The sequence below is a fragment of the Streptomyces sp. NPDC048643 genome (assembly GCF_040650615.1).
Classification (GTDB): domain Bacteria; phylum Actinomycetota; class Actinomycetes; order Streptomycetales; family Streptomycetaceae; genus Streptomyces.
Window position 1 is genome coordinate 1 of record NZ_JBEZHO010000049.1, and the last position, 15,462, is coordinate 15,462.

At 69.1% G+C, this 15,462-nt stretch carries 16 protein-coding genes and 1 riboswitch; of the genes, 8 read left to right on the forward strand and 8 right to left on the reverse strand.

Annotated elements, in window-relative coordinates; all coding sequences use genetic code 11:
• The 3 genes from AB0C62_RS33515 to AB0C62_RS33525 all read left to right on the forward strand — a co-directional run.
• Positions 1-240: sigma-70 family RNA polymerase sigma factor (locus tag AB0C62_RS33515; protein ID WP_362979685.1), on the forward strand; the 240-nt coding region annotated here is incomplete at its 5' end.
• A 471-nt stretch (positions 241-711) separates the two neighbouring features.
• On the forward strand, positions 712-2,166 hold the full coding sequence (locus AB0C62_RS33520) for an FG-GAP and VCBS repeat-containing protein (RefSeq protein WP_362979687.1): 1,455 nt from the start codon (positions 712-714) through the stop codon (positions 2,164-2,166).
• A 221-nt stretch (positions 2,167-2,387) separates the two neighbouring features.
• Positions 2,388-3,266, forward strand: a complete 879-nt coding sequence (locus AB0C62_RS33525; RefSeq protein WP_362979689.1) for a metallophosphoesterase — start codon at positions 2,388-2,390, stop codon at positions 3,264-3,266.
• Positions 3,267-3,394: 128 nt separating this feature from the next.
• Here the strand turns inward: AB0C62_RS33525 and dacB are convergent, their stop codons facing one another.
• From dacB to AB0C62_RS33540, 3 genes are all read right to left on the reverse strand, one after another.
• The gene (dacB, locus tag AB0C62_RS33530) at positions 3,395-4,960 is read right to left on the reverse strand and encodes a D-alanyl-D-alanine carboxypeptidase/D-alanyl-D-alanine-endopeptidase (protein ID WP_362979691.1); all 1,566 of its coding nucleotides are present in this window, start codon (positions 4,958-4,960) and stop codon (positions 3,395-3,397) included.
• Positions 4,961-5,199: 239 nt separating this feature from the next.
• Positions 5,200-6,066: a bifunctional 5,10-methylenetetrahydrofolate dehydrogenase/5,10-methenyltetrahydrofolate cyclohydrolase gene (locus AB0C62_RS33535; RefSeq protein WP_362979693.1), complete on the reverse strand. Its 867-nt coding sequence runs from the start codon at positions 6,064-6,066 to the stop codon at positions 5,200-5,202.
• Positions 6,067-6,087: 21 nt separating this feature from the next.
• Positions 6,088-6,173: riboswitch (ZMP/ZTP riboswitch) on the reverse strand.
• A gap of 88 nt (positions 6,174-6,261) precedes the next feature.
• Complete coding sequence (locus tag AB0C62_RS33540) at positions 6,262-6,627, reverse strand: STAS domain-containing protein (RefSeq protein WP_362979695.1); 366 nt, start codon at positions 6,625-6,627, stop codon at positions 6,262-6,264.
• A 177-nt stretch (positions 6,628-6,804) separates the two neighbouring features.
• Here AB0C62_RS33540 and AB0C62_RS33545 point away from each other — a divergent pair, with 177 nt between their 5' ends.
• Entirely contained in the window at positions 6,805-7,281 is a 477-nt protein-coding gene (locus tag AB0C62_RS33545) for an ATP-binding protein (RefSeq protein ID WP_362979697.1), read from the forward strand.
• 233 nt (positions 7,282-7,514) lie between these two features.
• Positions 7,515-7,793, forward strand: a complete 279-nt coding sequence (locus AB0C62_RS33550) for an ANTAR domain-containing protein (protein WP_362979699.1) — start codon at positions 7,515-7,517, stop codon at positions 7,791-7,793.
• A 144-nt stretch (positions 7,794-7,937) separates the two neighbouring features.
• Here AB0C62_RS33550 and AB0C62_RS33555 read toward each other — a convergent pair whose 3' ends face one another.
• The gene (locus AB0C62_RS33555) at positions 7,938-8,276 is read right to left on the reverse strand and encodes a YciI family protein (RefSeq protein ID WP_362979701.1); all 339 of its coding nucleotides are present in this window, start codon (positions 8,274-8,276) and stop codon (positions 7,938-7,940) included.
• Between the two features lie 184 nt (positions 8,277-8,460).
• Positions 8,461-10,443, reverse strand: coding sequence for an amino acid transporter (locus tag AB0C62_RS33560; protein ID WP_362979703.1), 1,983 nt, complete (start codon positions 10,441-10,443; stop codon positions 8,461-8,463).
• A gap of 520 nt (positions 10,444-10,963) precedes the next feature.
• On the opposite strand from AB0C62_RS33560, the gene AB0C62_RS33565 reads away from it, so the two are divergent.
• The gene (locus AB0C62_RS33565; RefSeq protein WP_362979705.1) at positions 10,964-11,704 is read left to right on the forward strand and encodes an alpha/beta hydrolase; all 741 of its coding nucleotides are present in this window, start codon (positions 10,964-10,966) and stop codon (positions 11,702-11,704) included.
• 191 nt (positions 11,705-11,895) lie between these two features.
• On the opposite strand, the gene AB0C62_RS33570 is transcribed toward AB0C62_RS33565, so the two are convergent.
• Both AB0C62_RS33570 and AB0C62_RS33575 read right to left on the reverse strand, forming a co-directional pair.
• On the reverse strand, positions 11,896-12,720 hold the full coding sequence (locus AB0C62_RS33570; RefSeq protein ID WP_362979707.1) for an enoyl-CoA hydratase/isomerase family protein: 825 nt from the start codon (positions 12,718-12,720) through the stop codon (positions 11,896-11,898).
• A gap of 284 nt (positions 12,721-13,004) precedes the next feature.
• Positions 13,005-13,352, reverse strand: a complete 348-nt coding sequence (locus AB0C62_RS33575) for a DoxX family protein (RefSeq protein ID WP_362979709.1) — start codon at positions 13,350-13,352, stop codon at positions 13,005-13,007.
• A gap of 107 nt (positions 13,353-13,459) precedes the next feature.
• Between AB0C62_RS33575 and AB0C62_RS33580 the strand changes: the two genes are divergently transcribed.
• Positions 13,460-13,933, forward strand: a complete 474-nt coding sequence (locus AB0C62_RS33580) for a MarR family winged helix-turn-helix transcriptional regulator (RefSeq protein WP_362979711.1) — start codon at positions 13,460-13,462, stop codon at positions 13,931-13,933.
• A 209-nt stretch (positions 13,934-14,142) separates the two neighbouring features.
• Positions 14,143-14,577 (forward strand): hydroxyphenylacetyl-CoA thioesterase PaaI, encoded by a 435-nt coding sequence (gene paaI, locus AB0C62_RS33585; RefSeq protein WP_362979713.1) that lies wholly within the window; start codon positions 14,143-14,145, stop codon positions 14,575-14,577.
• Between the two features lie 270 nt (positions 14,578-14,847).
• Here the strand turns inward: paaI and AB0C62_RS33590 are convergent, their stop codons facing one another.
• Positions 14,848-15,396 (reverse strand): hypothetical protein, encoded by a 549-nt coding sequence (locus AB0C62_RS33590; protein ID WP_362979715.1) that lies wholly within the window; start codon positions 15,394-15,396, stop codon positions 14,848-14,850.
• Between the last annotated feature and the right edge of the window lie 66 nt (positions 15,397-15,462).

Sequence of the window (15,462 nt, forward strand, 5' to 3'; positions counted from 1 at the left end):
CTCGCCGACTTCATCGGCGCGGAGGACTCCGCCCTGGAGCTCGTCGAGGACTTCAACGCCCTCGCCCCGCTGATCGCCCAGCTCGACGACCGCGAGCGCCGCATCATCCACATGCGGTTCGTCGACGAACTCACCCAGGCCCAGATCGGCGAACACCTCGGCGTCTCCCAGATGCACGTCTCCCGCCTCCTCAACCGCACCCTCGCCAAGCTCCGCGAAGGCATGCTCACCACCAACTGAGCACGCCAGCCGACGGATCCGGCGGTGTCCCCCACCTGCATCGGGGGACACCGCCGGATCCGTCAGGGCGCTCCGTCGCCGAGGAGTCCTCTTCCGCAACTGCGGGACGAGGACACGCGACGGCGCACCCGAACGGGGGAGGTTGGAGTATTACGAGAGTCTGACGCGACACTCGGCAGCCCTCACCAACACGCCAATGGCCGTCACTCTGTTCACGCGTACCGTCGCATCGCCGCGGCGTAAGAAAGCGGCCGCCGCGGCGGAGCGCCCCGGACACGCGCACAGCGTGTCCGGGGCGTGCAGGCCCACCACACGACGGCGGCCGCCGCCGCGACAGCGCGCGATGCGCGAAGCTGCTCTGCGGCTGTCCCGCGGGCACGTACAACCATTCGGTGTCCGTGTACGTCGTAGAGCGCAGTCGATCAGATCAAGATCAGGTCGCTCATCGCACGCTCTCGACGACGGAGACCCATGCACGCCAGACGTACCGCCCTGACTGCTGCCGTGGCCCTCGTGGCCACGTTCTGCACACCGTTCCTAGTGGCCCCCGCGGCGTCGGCGGCTCCCGCCAAGCTGAGCGACGACTTCAACGGCGACGGCTACCGCGACTTCGTGATGCTGGGCGGCACTCACGGCAAGGACGGCCGGGTCACGGTCGTGTACGGCACGTCGTCCGGTCCCGGCACCCGCGTCCAGATCCTCCACCAGGACTCGCCGGGCATCCCGGGCGCGGTGGAGGCGGAGGACGGGTGGGGCACCGCCGCCACCTCGGCCGACCTCGACCGCGACGGCTACGCCGACCTGGTTGTCTCATCGCCCGGCGAGGACGTCGGTGACGTCCAGATGCGTGGCGGCCTGACCGTCGTCTGGGGCAGCTCGAAGGGGCTCGGCTCGGGCACGGTCCTCAACTCGCCCGTCCCGCAGGAGTACGAGGGCTCGGGTGACGCGTTCGGCGAGGACGTGGTGTCCGGTGACTTCGACGGCGACGGGGACCAGGACCTTGCCGCCACCAGTGGCAGCCGCGCGGGCGTGGTGCTCCTGAAGGGCCCCTTCACGCGCACCGGCGGGAAGAGCGGATGGGACTCTTTGGGTGGCTCCTACGGCTATCTGTGGGCGCCCAACCTGGTCGCCGGCCGGGTCACGGCCGACGCCGCCACCGATCTCTACATCCTCGGTTCCGACCTCCAGGGCGGCTCCGACGACGTGGACCTCTGGGCCTATTTCCACCGCGGTGGCAGCACCTTCTCCCAGCGTGCGGGCACGCTGCGGGTACCCGACGACGAAGGCCATCAGAGCGGCGACATCCTCTCCGTCGGCGACTTCGACAAGGACGGCTACGGTGACCTCGCCATCGGCCGCGGATACGAGACCGACGACCACGAACGCGGATACGTCACCGTCCAGTACGGCGGCTCGAACGGTCCCAACACCGCCCGCAAGCCGGTCAAGTTCACCCAGAACACCACCGGCGTGCCCGGCACCTCCGAGAACGAGGACTACTTCGGCTCCGCCATCGCCGCCGGTGACATCAACGGCGACGGCTACGCGGACCTGGCCGTCGGCGCCCGCGGGGAGGACCTCGGCGCCCAGCACGACGCAGGTGCGGTCACCGTCCTGTTCGGCCGCGCGGGTGGCCTGTCCGGCACCGGCGCCAAGTCCTACACCCAGGACACCACCGGGGTCACCGGCACCGCCGAGACCCAGGATCAGTTCGGCGCCAACCTCAAGCTCGGCGACTACACCCGAGACGGCCGTGCCGACCTCATGATCGGCACCAACGAGCAGCTCGGCTACGACGACCGCTGGGGCCTCGTCCACCTGCTGAAGGGCTCCGGCTCGGGCATCACGACGACCGGCTCGAAGTCGTACTCCGTGACATCACTGAAGCTGTCGTACACGCGCCTGGGCGGCCCGTTCGCACGCTGAGCCTTCGATCACCAGGGAGCGATCCGCCGCCAGCCCTCTGCCCACGGGCACGAAGCCCGCAGGCAGGGGGCTCTGCGTCCAGCGCCACGCTCCCACAACCGTGGCGAACACCGCGAAGGGTGTCCACTCCCCCAGGACACCTCCCTGCCCGGCGGTCCGGCGAACGCGGCCCGCGGTACGAGACCGTGGTGGGATGCGAGGTCGACGGCTAGCTTCGGAGCATGAAGATCCTTCATCTCTCGGACACCCATCTCGACCGGCTCGGCGGCCCCGACGCCGATGGTGCCGATGGCACCGCCGCACTCAGCTGCCTGTTGGCTGAACTGAACCATCTGCGCGACCTCCAAGCCGTGGTGGTGACCGGCGATGTGGCGGACGACGGCTCTCGGGAGGCATACGCGAGGGCGCACAGGATTCTGTCGGGCTACGCCGGCTCACGCGGGGCGGGCGTCTTCTACGCCACCGGCAACCACGACGACCGCTCCAGCTTCGCCGAGGTGCTCGGGAGCGGCCACGCTCAGCCCGAGACGGTGTACAGCGGGGCCTCCGGTGAGCGTGCCGCGGCAAGCGATCTCGGCGGATGGCGCCTGATCACACTGGACACACTCGTCCCCGGCAAGGGCTACGGACGTCTGGACGAAGGCCAACTCCACTGGCTGCGGCAGTTGTTGGCCACACCCGCGCGCAAAGGCACCATCCTCGCCTTCCACCACCCGCCGGTCGCTCTGGACGTCGATGTGCAGCTGGCATTGGGCTTGGAGAACCCTGGGGAACTGGCCGAGGCCATTCGCGGGACCGACGTTCAACTGGTCCTGTGCGGGCACTTCCACCTGCAGATCCTGGCACGACTGGAACAAGCGACTGTCTGGGTCACGCCCGGCGTCGTCAGCCGGATCGACCTGACCGCGCGCCCCGGCACCGAACGAGCCGTCCACGGCCCCTCGGCTTCCCTCGTACACCTCGGCGTGCCGAACGGACCGCTGATCCACACCCTTCACGCTCGTGACCCGCGGATGGGCGCGACCATCTACGAGGCTGACGAGGACGAGATGCGCGAGGTCATCGACAGGCTCGGCCCCGCAGGCGCAAACCAGAGCTGAGTTCCACGTCTGCCGGGGACCCGTTGCCGGGCGGTGCCGTAGAGGCCGACAACGGGGCGCGGAGCGCGGGAGGGCCCCGGCCGCGGGAATGTGCCGGACGCGGTCGGGGCCCCAGGGGTCTTGAGGGATCAGCCGGAATGGCCGGCGGCCTGCTCCTGCAGGAGGCCGGCGATGCGTGCCAGGTCGTCGCCGATGTCGAGGACGCCCTGGATGTCGGGGGTGGATGCCCCGTTCACCGCGAGGTAGAAGGTGTGCAGGCGTCCGTGGCCGGCGTCGAGGTAGCCGCCGATGCTTTCCGCGCCGACTGCCAGCCGCTCGTTGAGTGCGTCGAGGTCGGCGACCGTGCCGGTCTTCGCCCACACCTTGCCCTTGCCGGGGCAGGTGGGCTGCCCGTCACAGACGAAGGCCAGCAGGCCGTCGACACCGAGGATCGGCTGCGCCTCGCGGAAGCGGTCCGCGTCCGGAGTGCCCTGCCAGTAGTGCAGCAGCTCGTTCTCCGACCGCGGGGTCACCCGGTCGACGGGATTGCCGCCGCGCCCGTCCAGGAGTTGCACCTGTGTCGGGTCGACGCCCGCCTTGCGCAGGAAGCGGTTCAGGACGGGGAAGCCGTCGACGCACTGGTGGCTCCCCGCTGTGACGGCCATCAGGCAGATCGCGAGGTTCGCGCCGAGGTTGTGGCTGACCTTGAAGATGAGCTTCGCGTACTGGGCGTAGACCGGTGAGACGTACGCGGCGACGCGCTGCGTACCCGCGTAGGACCCCGGTACGAGGGCGGCGGGGTTGGGACCGGTCGGTCGAGCGGTCACCTTGACGCCTGCCCGTGCGAGCGCCTCGATCAGCGCGGTGCGCCCGAAGGCCGCCGGGTCCTGGACGTTCGAGATGCGCAGCGCCGGCTGCGCGTCGGCGGCGATCGTGCCCGACAACTTGATCCGGGTGCCGTCGGGGGAGGCGGTCACCTGGATGTCCGTGGTGCCGCCCGCGGCGACGGTCCGGACGCTGGAGGTCACCTGGTAGGGCGCGACCTGGGGACGCCAGCTGAGTTGTGCGGGCCGGCCGGGGGCGGTCGGGGTGGTCAGCAGGTCGATGACGTTGTCGTTGATGATCAACGGCGTCGGCGTCGGATCGAGTGCCGCGTACGAGGTGAACAGACGGGTGTCGACGGCCAGGTTGCCACGCACTTCGGTGATGCCGGAACGGCGTACCTGACGGGCGATCTGGTTGAGCCCGGCGAGCGGGTTCTCGGGGGTGAGGGTCGCGCCGGGTACGTCGTTGGCGTAGGTGTGGTCGATCGTGGTGTACGACACCGAGCCGTCGGGCGCGGTTCGGCCGCCCATGGCCAGATCGCCCTTTCCGACCAGGACGAGGTTCCCGTTCTGCACGGAGCCGTTGCGGTGACCGGTCGCCTGGACGGGGGTGGTGAACCGGTGGTCGCCGCCCAGGGCGTCCCAGGCACCGGAGACACTGACCAGTTTGGCCGTCGAGCCGGGGATGAAGAACTGGTCCGGATACTGCGAGTGGACGACCCGTCCGGTTGTGTTGTCCACCTCCAGCAGCCCCCACTGGGCGTGCTTGTAGGCCGGCTTGTTCATGATGGCGGTGATGTCGGGGCTGAGGTCGCCGCCGTGGGGGCCGATCGGTGCCGCGGCGCCCACGGTCAGGGCGCCGGTGACCACGGCCGCGACGACACTGAACAACCCGCGCCGAATACCGCGGGCCGAGCCGGCCGAACGTGCCTGCTGATTCTGCTGCTGTTTGAGGAGCACGGGCGCACACATACCGCGTCGGCCTTCCGCCCCACCCCTCGTTCGCCTGCGCGTTCACTCGCCCGGCCGCCTCCCCGGCCGCCTCCGGCCTAGGCCCGCTGCGGAAAAGCAGGCTTGGTCTGTGCGGACGCAGCCTGTGGCATGAGGTCGGCGGCTGGTCGGGCACCCGGTCACTGGGGTTGGAATCCGAGCTGGTTCGCGGCGGCTTCGACGGTCTGCGCGAGAAGAACGGCAATGGCCATCGGCCCGACACCGCCGGGAACCGGGGTGATCAAGCGTGCTCGGGCGAGGGCGGAGTCGAAGTCCACGTCGCCGACGTTGCCGGGGTTGTAGCCGGCGTCGATCACGACCGCGCCGGGCTTGATGTCCTCGCCGCGGATGAGCCGGGGCCGTCCCACCGCTGCTATGAGGACGTCTGCCTCCTGGACGATCGTCGGCAGGTCCCTCGTGCGGGAGTGGCAGTAGGTCACCGTCGCGTCCTTGGCGAGCAGGAGCATCCCGGCCGGTTTTCCGAGGATCGCACTGCGTCCGACCACGACGGCGTGCTTGCCGGTGAGGTCGACGTCGTACGCATCCAGGAGCCGCAGGATGCCGCCCGGGGTGCAGGACACGAAGCCCGGCAGCCCGAAACTCATCGCCGCGAAGGAGTGCATCGTGACTCCGTCGACGTCCTTCTGAGGAGCGATGGCCTCGAAGGCCGCTCGTTCGTCGATGTGCGGGCCGCAGGGGTGCTGAAGCAGGATGCCGTGCACGTCCGGGTCGTCGGACAGACCCGTGAGGGTGTCGACGAGTTCGGTGGTCGTGGTGGTGGCGGGCAGAGCCACGTGCCGGGACTGGATGCCTGCCCGTGCGCACCGTGCCCGCTTCATGCGGACGTACGTTGCCGAAGCGGGGTCCTCCCCCACCAGCACCGTCGCCAGACAGGGGCTGCTCCCCGTGCGTCGGGTGATCTCCGTCGTTTTGGCCGCGGTCTCATCGACGATGCGTTGGGCGAGACCGGTGCCGTCCATGAGTTGGGCTGTCGGAGTCGCGGACATCATTGCCTCCAGGCGTTACTGACCACTCGCCCAGGCGCACGGCAACGACGTCTCGTCAGACCGCTCCCCGGTGGTGCTCCACCTCAGCGCCAGTCACGGCCCACCACGACTGTAGTAGACGTACCGCTCAAGCATCCGTTCGATCGCCCGATCTTCACCGCGGGAGGTCGGGCTCGACCACGGTGCCGGCCGGGGTCAGGACGTGAGTGCCTCGGCGAGGGTGGGGTAGCAGGCGATGATCGTGTCGAGACCGACGATTTCCACGACCCTTTGGACCGGTTCGGTCAGCGCTGCCATGCACAGCCGGCCACCCGCGGCGTCGGAGTCGCGGCGGGCTGCCGCCAGGACGCTGATGGCGCTTGAGTCCATGAAGGTGACCGCTCCGAGGTCGAGGACCGTCAGGAGGGGACTGTCTTCGTCCACGCGCAGGGCCTGGCGCAACAAGTCGGCGTTGTCGGCATCGAGTTCACCGGTCGGTGCGAGAACCCGGATACCGTCGGTGGTGGTCTGGGTGATCGACAGTCGGGCGGGCTGCCCGACCGGGTGATGGATGTCTGTCACGTGCGCTTCAGCCCTCGTCGTCGTACCTGGTCAAGGACCTTCGAGTTACAGGCCCTCGAAGCTGACCATTTTACGGACGATACGTCCTTGTGGGCCCGTCCAGGCCAACGTCGCGGATGTGACGCATCGGGGTGCGCCGGCGGGGGTACCCGGCGCGGGACACGGAAGCGGGCAGATATGGATCGATCAGCCGAGAACAGCACGTGCGCGCCGGTGGACAGCCTGTCACTGATGGAGGCGTCACTGACCCTGGACAGCGACGGCTCGCGTATCGCGCACGCCCGCCGCCTCGCGGCCGACTTCCTCGCCAAGGTGCGGGACGCACTGGGCGTTCCGGTGATGACGGCCACAGTGGAGATCGTCCAACTGATCGTGAGTGAACTGGTCACCAACGCCCGCAAGTACGCCCCCGGGCCGGCCGTCCTGCGTCTACAGGTCACCGACAGCGTGCTCCGGATCGAGCTCTGGGACAGCAGCCCGACGCTGCCGGCCGCCAGGGCCGCGAATCCGGCACGTATCGGCCAGCACGGCCTGGAGATCGTGACCGCGCTCGCCCAGTACGTCACCGTCGAGGCCGCGCCGCTCGGCAAATGCGTCACCGCCGGCGTAGACCTCGGTAAGGCCTGGCGCCGGCGACCGGAGGCAGGCCGCTGACCGTGGCGACGCGGCCGAAGCTCTCCTGGACGACTGTTCCCGCACGTCTGACGAGATGATCTGGGCTCTCACCCATTCCGTGCGAGGTGCATCCGTCTCGTCCGTGGCAAGGAACTGTGAGAGGGAAAGACAGTCGTGCCGAGCGGGTGGCTCACGGTTTCGTGGAGGAGCGGGTGAAGGACAGCGTGACAGGGAGGGTGGGGGGCTCAGCTCCCGAGCAGGCACTTGAGCGCATGGAGGTACTGCAGGACGAGAACGCTCAGCTTCAGCACGCCGTGCACTCTCATGCCGTGATCGATCAGGCGATCGGGGTCCTTCTCGCCGTCGGGCGGCTGACGCCCGACGAGGGGTGGAACGTGCTGCGGGAAGTGTCCCAGCGGACGAACGTCAAGCTGCATCGTGTCGCGGAGCTGATCATCGACTGGGCCAGGACCGGGAAGCTGTGCGGCGACGTCCGAACCGAACTCGACCTGCAGCTGGCGCGACACGGCCGACCGCCGCACACCGCCTGAGCGGCCGGGACCTTCGGACCGCGGGACGTCCCGCTCGCTCGTGAGGGCGCCCGTACGACCGCACCCCGCGACGGGCGGAACGCCTCGGCCAGCGCCGGCGCCTCCCCGTCCGACGCAGCCCCGCCCGCGGCGCGCCCTCTTCGATCAGACGGCCGCGTCGGGCATGATCTCCCGGACCTCTTGCGCGCAGCGGCACGCGGCGGCGAGTTTGGCCGCCCACGCGAGCGCGTCCTCACGTGAGGGCACATCGATGATCGAGAACCCGCCGAGGACCGCTTTGGTCTCCGGGTACGGGCCGTCGGTGATGGTCCCGTCGGTGGCCACGACGCTCGCCCGCTGGCTTTCCAGTCCGCCGCCGAAGACCCACACACCGGCCTCCTGAGCCTCCCGCACCACCGCGTGCGAGGACTCGGCCACGTCGGGCAACTCCTCCTCGGGGAAGGTCATCGCGCCGTCGTCGAACGAGATCAGATACCGCGCCATGCAGGGCTCCCTCGACCGTTGGCCTCCGTAGAACGCCCCTCACCCTACGACCAACACCTCCGTCCAGGACCGGTACTCGCCCGGCGTCCTGGACTGGTCCTGATGCGTACGGGCCGGCCGCAGGTCGTCGAGGGCGCGTCGGGCCGACCCGTGCGACGGGCCGGCCCTGAACTTGCCCCCGGACTCAGCCGCCGACGTGGATGCCGGGGCGGCGCTCGGGGTCGGGTTCGTTGCTGCGGATGATCTCGCGGGTGACGGGAGCGGTGTCGCCGCGGCCCAGGAGGAAGTAGCGGAACATGTGCCGCAGGGGACTTCCTTCGGCCCACGCGAAGTAGCAGTGCGGCTGGACGCCGGTGGCGTTGCGCAGGGCGAGCAGGATCGCGGCGATGGCGTTCGGAGCGGCCGGGGCCTCGGCACGCAGGATGCGATAGCCGTCGACCTCGGCGCCGTGGACCGAGAGGGTCTCACTGAAGTCGGACGGATCGACGACGTCGATCTCCAGGAACAGCACGTCGGCGGGCGCGGGCACGGGGTTGTTGCCGCGCTGTTCGCGCTCCTTGTGCGCGTATTCGGCGCTGTCGCCGGCCTCGCGTCGGTTGGCGATGATGTTGATGGCGTTGTCGTGGGCGAGGGTGTCGGCGATGAACTGACGTGCCTTGGTGTCGAACACGATCCGGTCGGCGCGCAGCTCGGTGGTGCGTGAGACCCGTGAGATCAGCGACACGACGATGATGCCCGCGATGAACATGCCGGAGATGGCGATGCCGTCGGGCTTGTCGACGATGTTGGCGACCAGCGCGTAGAGGAGTACGGCGGTGAGCAGGGCGAATCCGGCTCCGGCCACGCGCCGGTGGTTGCGGACGACGGATACCGTGACGGCGAACGCGCCGGAGACCATCATGGCCAGGATGCCGGTGGCGTAGGCGCCGGCCTGGGCGTTGACGTCGGCGCCGAACGCGATGGTGATGATGATGCAGAGCCCGGTGTAGACGATCACGACGGGGCGTACCGCGCGTCCCCATTCGGGGGCCATGCCGTAGTCGGGCAGGTATCGGGGCACGATGTTGATCAGCCCGGCCATCGCGGAAGCGCCCGCGAACCAGAGGATCAGGATGGTGCTGATGTCGTAGGCGGTGCCGAAGACTTCGCCGACCTTCTCGTGCGCCAGCCAGGCCAGTGCCCGGCCGTTCGCCTGCCCTCCGGGCTCGAACTCCTTGTGCGGAATGAGGACGGTCGTCACGAAGCTCGCGGCCAGCAGGTAGACGCTCATGACGAGGGCGGCGGTGGTGAGGAGCCGTCGGGTGTTGCGGATCCGTGACTGCTTCTGCTCTTCGGGGTCGCTGCCCTTGGCGGCTATGAGGGGCATCATGCTCACGCCGGTCTCGAATCCGGAGAGGCCGAGTACCAGCAAGGGAAAGGCCAGCAGCGCGGGCTCCGCCAGGCTGCCGAATCCGCCTCCGCCGTCGCTGAGGGCGTCCGTCCAGGCGGAGAGCGCGCCGGACGTGGTGAAGACGTCGACGAGGCCGACGGCGATGACGGCCGCGTTGAGCGCGAGGAAGGCGACGACCAGGGGGATGGCCACCTTCACGGCTTCGCTGAACCCGAGCAGGAACACCCCGCCGAGCACGACGAGCAACGCCACGGTGAGGGCGACCTCGTGACCGTGCAGGGCATGGGGGAAGTAGGGGTTCTCCACCACGTGCACGGACGCGTCCGCCGTGGACAGCGTGATCGTGATGATCCACGAGGTCGCGACGAAGCCGAGGAGGACCAGGACGAACAGCTTGCCCCACCAGAACGGCAGCAGGTCCTCCAACATGGCCACCGAACCGGCTCCGTTGGGGCTCTCGCGTGTGACCCGCCGGTACATCGGCAGCATGCCCACCAGGGTCAGTGCCACGATCACCATGGTCGCGAGCGGCGACACCGCTCCGGCTGCGAGTGCGGCGATCGCGGGCACGTAGGCCAGGCTGGAGAAGTAGTCGACGCCGGTCAGGCACATGACCTTCCACCAGGCGTGCTGCTCGGCGTGGCCTTCGCCCGCGGCCGGGCCGGCCGGCTGCACGCGGTGGCGCAGGAGCCACCGCGCGAGACTTCCGGTCGGGTGGGCCCGCAGAGCGGGACTCTCCATCTCCGCCGGTATGACCGGTTCGTTCGCGACCTTCATGTCCCCCACTAGCCTTTCCGTTCCGGCCCTCGGTGCGCCACCCGCGCCAGTCGACGGATGGCACGAGCGGGCGAGCCATGATTATGCGGCGTACCAGCGATGCCGCGATCACCGGGACGGCCTTCGTCGTCCCGATGACGTCGCCCTCCTTCCCCGTACTCCCGCTCGGTACGCGACCGGTCGGGCGTGGACCGGCCAGGGTGAACGCAGTTCGAACGGCGGAGGGTTGTGCCCCACGAGTGGGCGTGGCCAAGGCGGGCGGGCGCCCGGCCCGCGCGACGACGGGAACCCCGGCGGTTCTGCGGAGTGTCTCCGTGGGATCCGGCCTCGGAGACTCCGCAGAAACCCGGTTGGCCGACCGCAGCGGCAACTGCTAGGTTTCCGGAGGCCGTGCGAGAGATCGAGGAGGTGGTACCCGTGAACGCAGTATCGACATGGGCGCTCCTCTCCGGGGTCATGGTCGGACGATAGACAGGTCGTCCGGGAGCGCCGTTCCAGTGCACTCCCGAAAGGCACGACCATGCGTTTCACTTCCGAGCAGCGCCTCGACGACGGCGTCCTCGAACGCGAATTCACCCTCGGTGAGATCCCCGGCATCCTGTGGACACCGGCGTCGGCATCAGCGTCAGCACCGGCGCCCTTGATCCTGCTCGGCCACCCTCCCCTCGGACTGCGCAAGATGTACCCCCGGCTGGTGGGTCGGGCCCTGCACTCCGCGGTGGATGGCTTCGCCACGGCCACCATCGAACTCCCGGGAAGCGGCGACCGGCCCCGTTGGCCGGCCCTCGATCAGGCCCGCGCCGATCTGCGGCGGGCGATGGAGGCCGGTGAGCCGGTCAGTGACGAGATCGTCGACGCTCTCGTTCTTCCGCTGGTCGACAAGGCGGTCCCGGAATGGCAGGCCGCCCTGGACGCCCTCCTTTCGCTGCCCGAGATCGGCGGCCCGGTCGGTTACTCGGGCGGCGTGATCTCCGTCGGCATCCGGCTGGCGGTGGTCGAGCCTCGTGTCTCGGCCGCCGTTCTGTTCGCGGGGAGTTTCGTGCCTCGCGCGATGTTCGAGGAGGCCCAGCAGGTCACCCTTCCTCTGCACGTCCTGCTGCAGTGGGACGACGAGGGGAACGACCGGCAGGCGGCCCTTGATCTGTTCGACTCCTTCGGTTCCAAGGAGAAGTCCCTGCACGCTCATCTCGGCGGGCACACCGGCCTCCCGCAGTTCGCAGGCGACGCCGCGGCCCAGTTCTTCACCCGGCATCTGAAGTGAGGCCAGGCCGTCGGGCCGGCAGCAGCCGGTAGCTGACGTAGGCCGTCCTATCGCTGATCGAGGACAGGTCCCGGCCCTCCGCGGCTCGCAGCACCGCGGGCCCCTGCCGAACTCCCGGCAGGGGTCCGCGGTGCTGACGTCATGGAATGAGGGCGGGTGGAGGGCCGCCAGTCGTCCGGTTTCCGAGCGTCTCAGTTCGGGTCTGCGATCTGTCGGCCCAGGTCGAGTTCGACGCCGTCCGGACGCTGAAGCCCCAGATCGAACAGCCGGCGTACCCGGCCTGCGTTCTCCGAGCGGCCCGAGGTTCGGAAGAAGGCCGCGAGGCTGGCGGCGGACTCCTCGTCGGGGATCGGCACGCTGGCGTCGACGAGGGCCTTGATTCCCGCTACCGCCACCTTGTCGAAGCCTGCGATGCGGCGGGCGAAGGTGTCGACGAAGTCGTCCAGTTCGCCGGCCGGCAGGACCCGGTTGACGTAGCCGTAGGCCGCTGCCAGGTCAGCCGGGAAATCGTCGCCGCCCAGCAGGATCTCCATGGCGCGGCCGCGACCCACCAGGCGGGCGAGCCGTCCCATCGGGTTGCCTCCGGGTACGGATCCCAGCCCCACCTCGAACTGGCCCAGGACGGCCTGGGGACCGGCGAAGCGCATATCGGTGGCCAGCACGAACTCGCTCCCCGCCCCTCGGGCCCGCCCGTTGATCGCGGTGACGGTCACGGCGGGTACTCGGCTGAGGCGGGCCAGATTGTCTGCGTAGGGGTGCAGTCCGGTGGGGCCGGGTTGCATGCCGGCCACGCGGGCCTGGTCGGACCGCATGTCCCAGTGGGCCATGAAGAAGTCGGGGTTGGCACTTCGGAACACCACGACCGTGAGGTCGGGGGCCTGCTCGATCCGGGTCACCAGTGCGGCAAGCTGCTCGACGCTGTCGGCGTCGTAGAGATTGAGGTCCCCGTTGGCGAACGTCACCTGCCAGTAGGAGGCCGACACCTCGGTCACCTGGAACTGCGATGCATCACTCATGACACGACGGTAGGAGCGGGGAGGGGGTCTCCCCTGTCCCCTCAGGACGGTCCGCGTGAAGTTCGCCCTGATAGTGGACAGTCAGTGGCCTTGGCGGAGCAGAGCACGGTGTTCGTGAGGTATCGCCGTCGGCAGTGGAGCGCGAACGTCGGTCCCCACTGGTCGACAGCGCGATGCCCGCCGGACTTCGATACCCCAAGCTGTGGTGCGAGCTGGGCACAGCATCGAGGTGGGGCGCCGGCAGGCCGCCACCGGCGGGACCCGCCCGGCAAGCCCCGCAGCCGTCAGGCGGAGAGCACCCGGAGAATCAGCGCGGCCACGGCGATCAGGGCCAGGAAGATCGCCGGCGCCATCTCCTTGTCCTTCGCCCGGATGTGGGCGATGACCGCGCCGATGAAGTAGAGGACGATCCCCACTGCGGCTGCCGCGCCGATCAGGGGGATCGCCATGCCTATCAGCAGGCCGATCGCGCCAGCCGCCTTGAGTGCGGCCAGGCGCGGGAGCCAGGAGTCGGGAACACCGACTCTGGTCATGTTCGCAGTGATCTTGTCGTTCCGGGTGAAGGTCAGGAAGGCCGATGCGGCCAGGGCCAAGGCGAGCAAGGTTCCGACGACGGCGTACGCGACGAACATGAGGGTCCTCCAGAGTTAAACGGCTTGGATAATGTGATCTGCTAGATCATTGAAGCACATCAACGATTGACAATCATCCATCATCGATCCGCTGATACGGTGGGGAGATGGCAGCAAAGGACGCGGGGCCCTCGGACAGTTCGACCGACCGACTCGGCTTCCTGCTCGCCTACCACGGCGGGATCACGGAAACACTGATCCGTCGCGCCCTGGGGCTGACCGGGCTCACCCCCCGGCACTCGATGACCCTCATGCAGCTCACCGACGGGCCGGTGACCCAGAAGGCGCTCACCGAGGCTCTACAGGTCGACCCGAGCGTCCTGGTGTCGCTCCTCAACGACCTGGAGGGCGACGATCTCGCACGCCGCCGCCGCGATCCCGCCGATCGCCGTCGCCACATCGTGGAGATCACCCCCAAGGGCGCCGAACGACTCAAGAACGCGGACGCCGCGCTCGACACAGTGGAAGACGAACTCTTCGCAGACCTTTCCGAGCGTGAGCTCAGCGCATTGCGCAAGGCACTCGGCAAGCTGAGAACGTCACCGGACGATTTCAGCTGCACAGGCGAAGAAGCCGGATAGCCGCATCGCGGCGCCCGGGCCGCCCGGCGTACGCCTTCAGCATCACTCCGCAGTCACCCCTCTCCCCCGGGTGCCGAAGTCGAGCACGTCCCGCGCGAGGCGGATTCGTCGGCTCGCGATCCGACTCTTGACAGGCAGTGGCCTCACCGGCCTAGGTTGACCATCCCGCACGGAAACCGAATGTTCGGTCGGTGCGCAAGGTGGTGGAGATGACGACCCGAGTGCCAGGCTCGGCAACCAGTCCGGTCGAGGCGATGTTCGCCGCCGACGAGGCATCACGACGGCTCGGCATCGAGCTGGTGCAGCACGGCGACGGGACAGCCGTGGTCCGGATGACCGTGACCCCGGCCATGGTCAACGGGCACCAGATCGCCCATGGCGGCTACCTGTTCCTCTTCGCCGACACGGCGTTCGCCTGCGCCTGCAACAGCCACGGACCCGTGACCGTCGCAGCGGCCGCCGACATCGACTTCATCGCTCCCGCACATGAGGGCGATGTCCTGCTGGCCACCGCATCGGAGCGCACCCGATTCGGCCGAAGCGGCATCTACGACGTGACCGTCCGTCGCGGCGAGGAAGTCATCGCCGAGTTCAGAGGACGCAGTCGCACCCTCCGCGGTACCCAGAGCGGAAAGCCCCAGTGAGTGACTGACTTCGTGTCGCCGCCGAACGCGATGGCAGGTGATGCGGCACCGCTCCGGGCGGAGCCGTACCTAGGGAACCGGCACTTCGCAGCGGCCTCGCGAGATCACCGGACAGCCACCCGCCCGGGCGCGAGCCCTGAAGTCGGGGAAACAGAAAGGCCGTTGGCCCTACCCGCCGATTCCAGGTAGAGCCAGAGGCTTCACGCCTTGTCGCCTACTCGACGTCGACGTCTCGGAGTTCGCCAGGTCTGTCCGTCTGGGTCCGGCCTACTAGACCGCAGGCTTGAGGCGGAGGGCGGAGACGAGGAAGAAGGCGCCGCCGAGGAGGGCGTAGCCGGCGAGGTTGGTGAGAGTGGCACCTTCCTTGCCCGCCTGGGCGACGAAGGACGCGCCGGCCAGCGTGGAGATGCTGCCGCTCGCGATCATCGCCCATTGCCCGCCCAGTCGACGCCGGACCACGCCCACGGCGACTTGGGTGACGCCGGCAGCGATGGCCCAGACGCCCCAGACCTGCAGGACGGCCTGGATGCCGGATGCGGCGGCGAGGGCGAGGGCGACGACGGTGAGAGCGCTGAGCGCGAGGTTCACGTACAGCCTCCTCACCGCGCTGCCGTCGGCCCGGGCGGACCGCAGGTCGGCGACTGCGCAGGCCGCGTCGAACAGGGGGTAGAGCACCAGGAGGAAGACGCTGAGCGGGCCCAGGCTGTCGGCGGCTGTGAACAGCAGGCCGGCCCAGACGGCGGCGAACGCGAAACGCAGGAGGTACAGCTTGCGCAGGGCCGCGGTGACGTTGGGAGCGGTGTCGACGAGCGTATCCATGGCGGATCCGGCTTCTGTGAGTACTGATCCTCGGGCTGGTGCGGAACGGGTCGAGAACGCGTGACG

Coding starts and splice junctions, on each gene's coding strand:
- AB0C62_RS33520 (WP_362979687.1), top strand. CDS start 712: ATGCACGCCAGACGTACCGCCCTGACTGCTGCCGTGGCCCTCGTGGCC.
- AB0C62_RS33525 (WP_362979689.1), top strand. CDS start 2,388: ATGAAGATCCTTCATCTCTCGGACACCCATCTCGACCGGCTCGGCGGC.
- AB0C62_RS33535 (WP_362979693.1), bottom strand. CDS start 6,066: ATGTCCGCGACTCCGACAGCCCAACTCATGGACGGCACCGGTCTCGCC.
- AB0C62_RS33545 (WP_362979697.1), top strand. CDS start 6,805: ATGGATCGATCAGCCGAGAACAGCACGTGCGCGCCGGTGGACAGCCTG.
- AB0C62_RS33550 (WP_362979699.1), top strand. CDS start 7,515: ATGGAGGTACTGCAGGACGAGAACGCTCAGCTTCAGCACGCCGTGCAC.
- AB0C62_RS33555 (WP_362979701.1), bottom strand. CDS start 8,276: ATGGCGCGGTATCTGATCTCGTTCGACGACGGCGCGATGACCTTCCCC.
- AB0C62_RS33560 (WP_362979703.1), bottom strand. CDS start 10,443: ATGAAGGTCGCGAACGAACCGGTCATACCGGCGGAGATGGAGAGTCCC.
- AB0C62_RS33565 (WP_362979705.1), top strand. CDS start 10,964: ATGCGTTTCACTTCCGAGCAGCGCCTCGACGACGGCGTCCTCGAACGC.
- AB0C62_RS33570 (WP_362979707.1), bottom strand. CDS start 12,720: ATGAGTGATGCATCGCAGTTCCAGGTGACCGAGGTGTCGGCCTCCTAC.
- AB0C62_RS33575 (WP_362979709.1), bottom strand. CDS start 13,352: ATGTTCGTCGCGTACGCCGTCGTCGGAACCTTGCTCGCCTTGGCCCTG.
- AB0C62_RS33580 (WP_362979711.1), top strand. CDS start 13,460: ATGGCAGCAAAGGACGCGGGGCCCTCGGACAGTTCGACCGACCGACTC.
- paaI (WP_362979713.1), top strand. CDS start 14,143: ATGACGACCCGAGTGCCAGGCTCGGCAACCAGTCCGGTCGAGGCGATG.
- AB0C62_RS33590 (WP_362979715.1), bottom strand. CDS start 15,396: ATGGATACGCTCGTCGACACCGCTCCCAACGTCACCGCGGCCCTGCGC.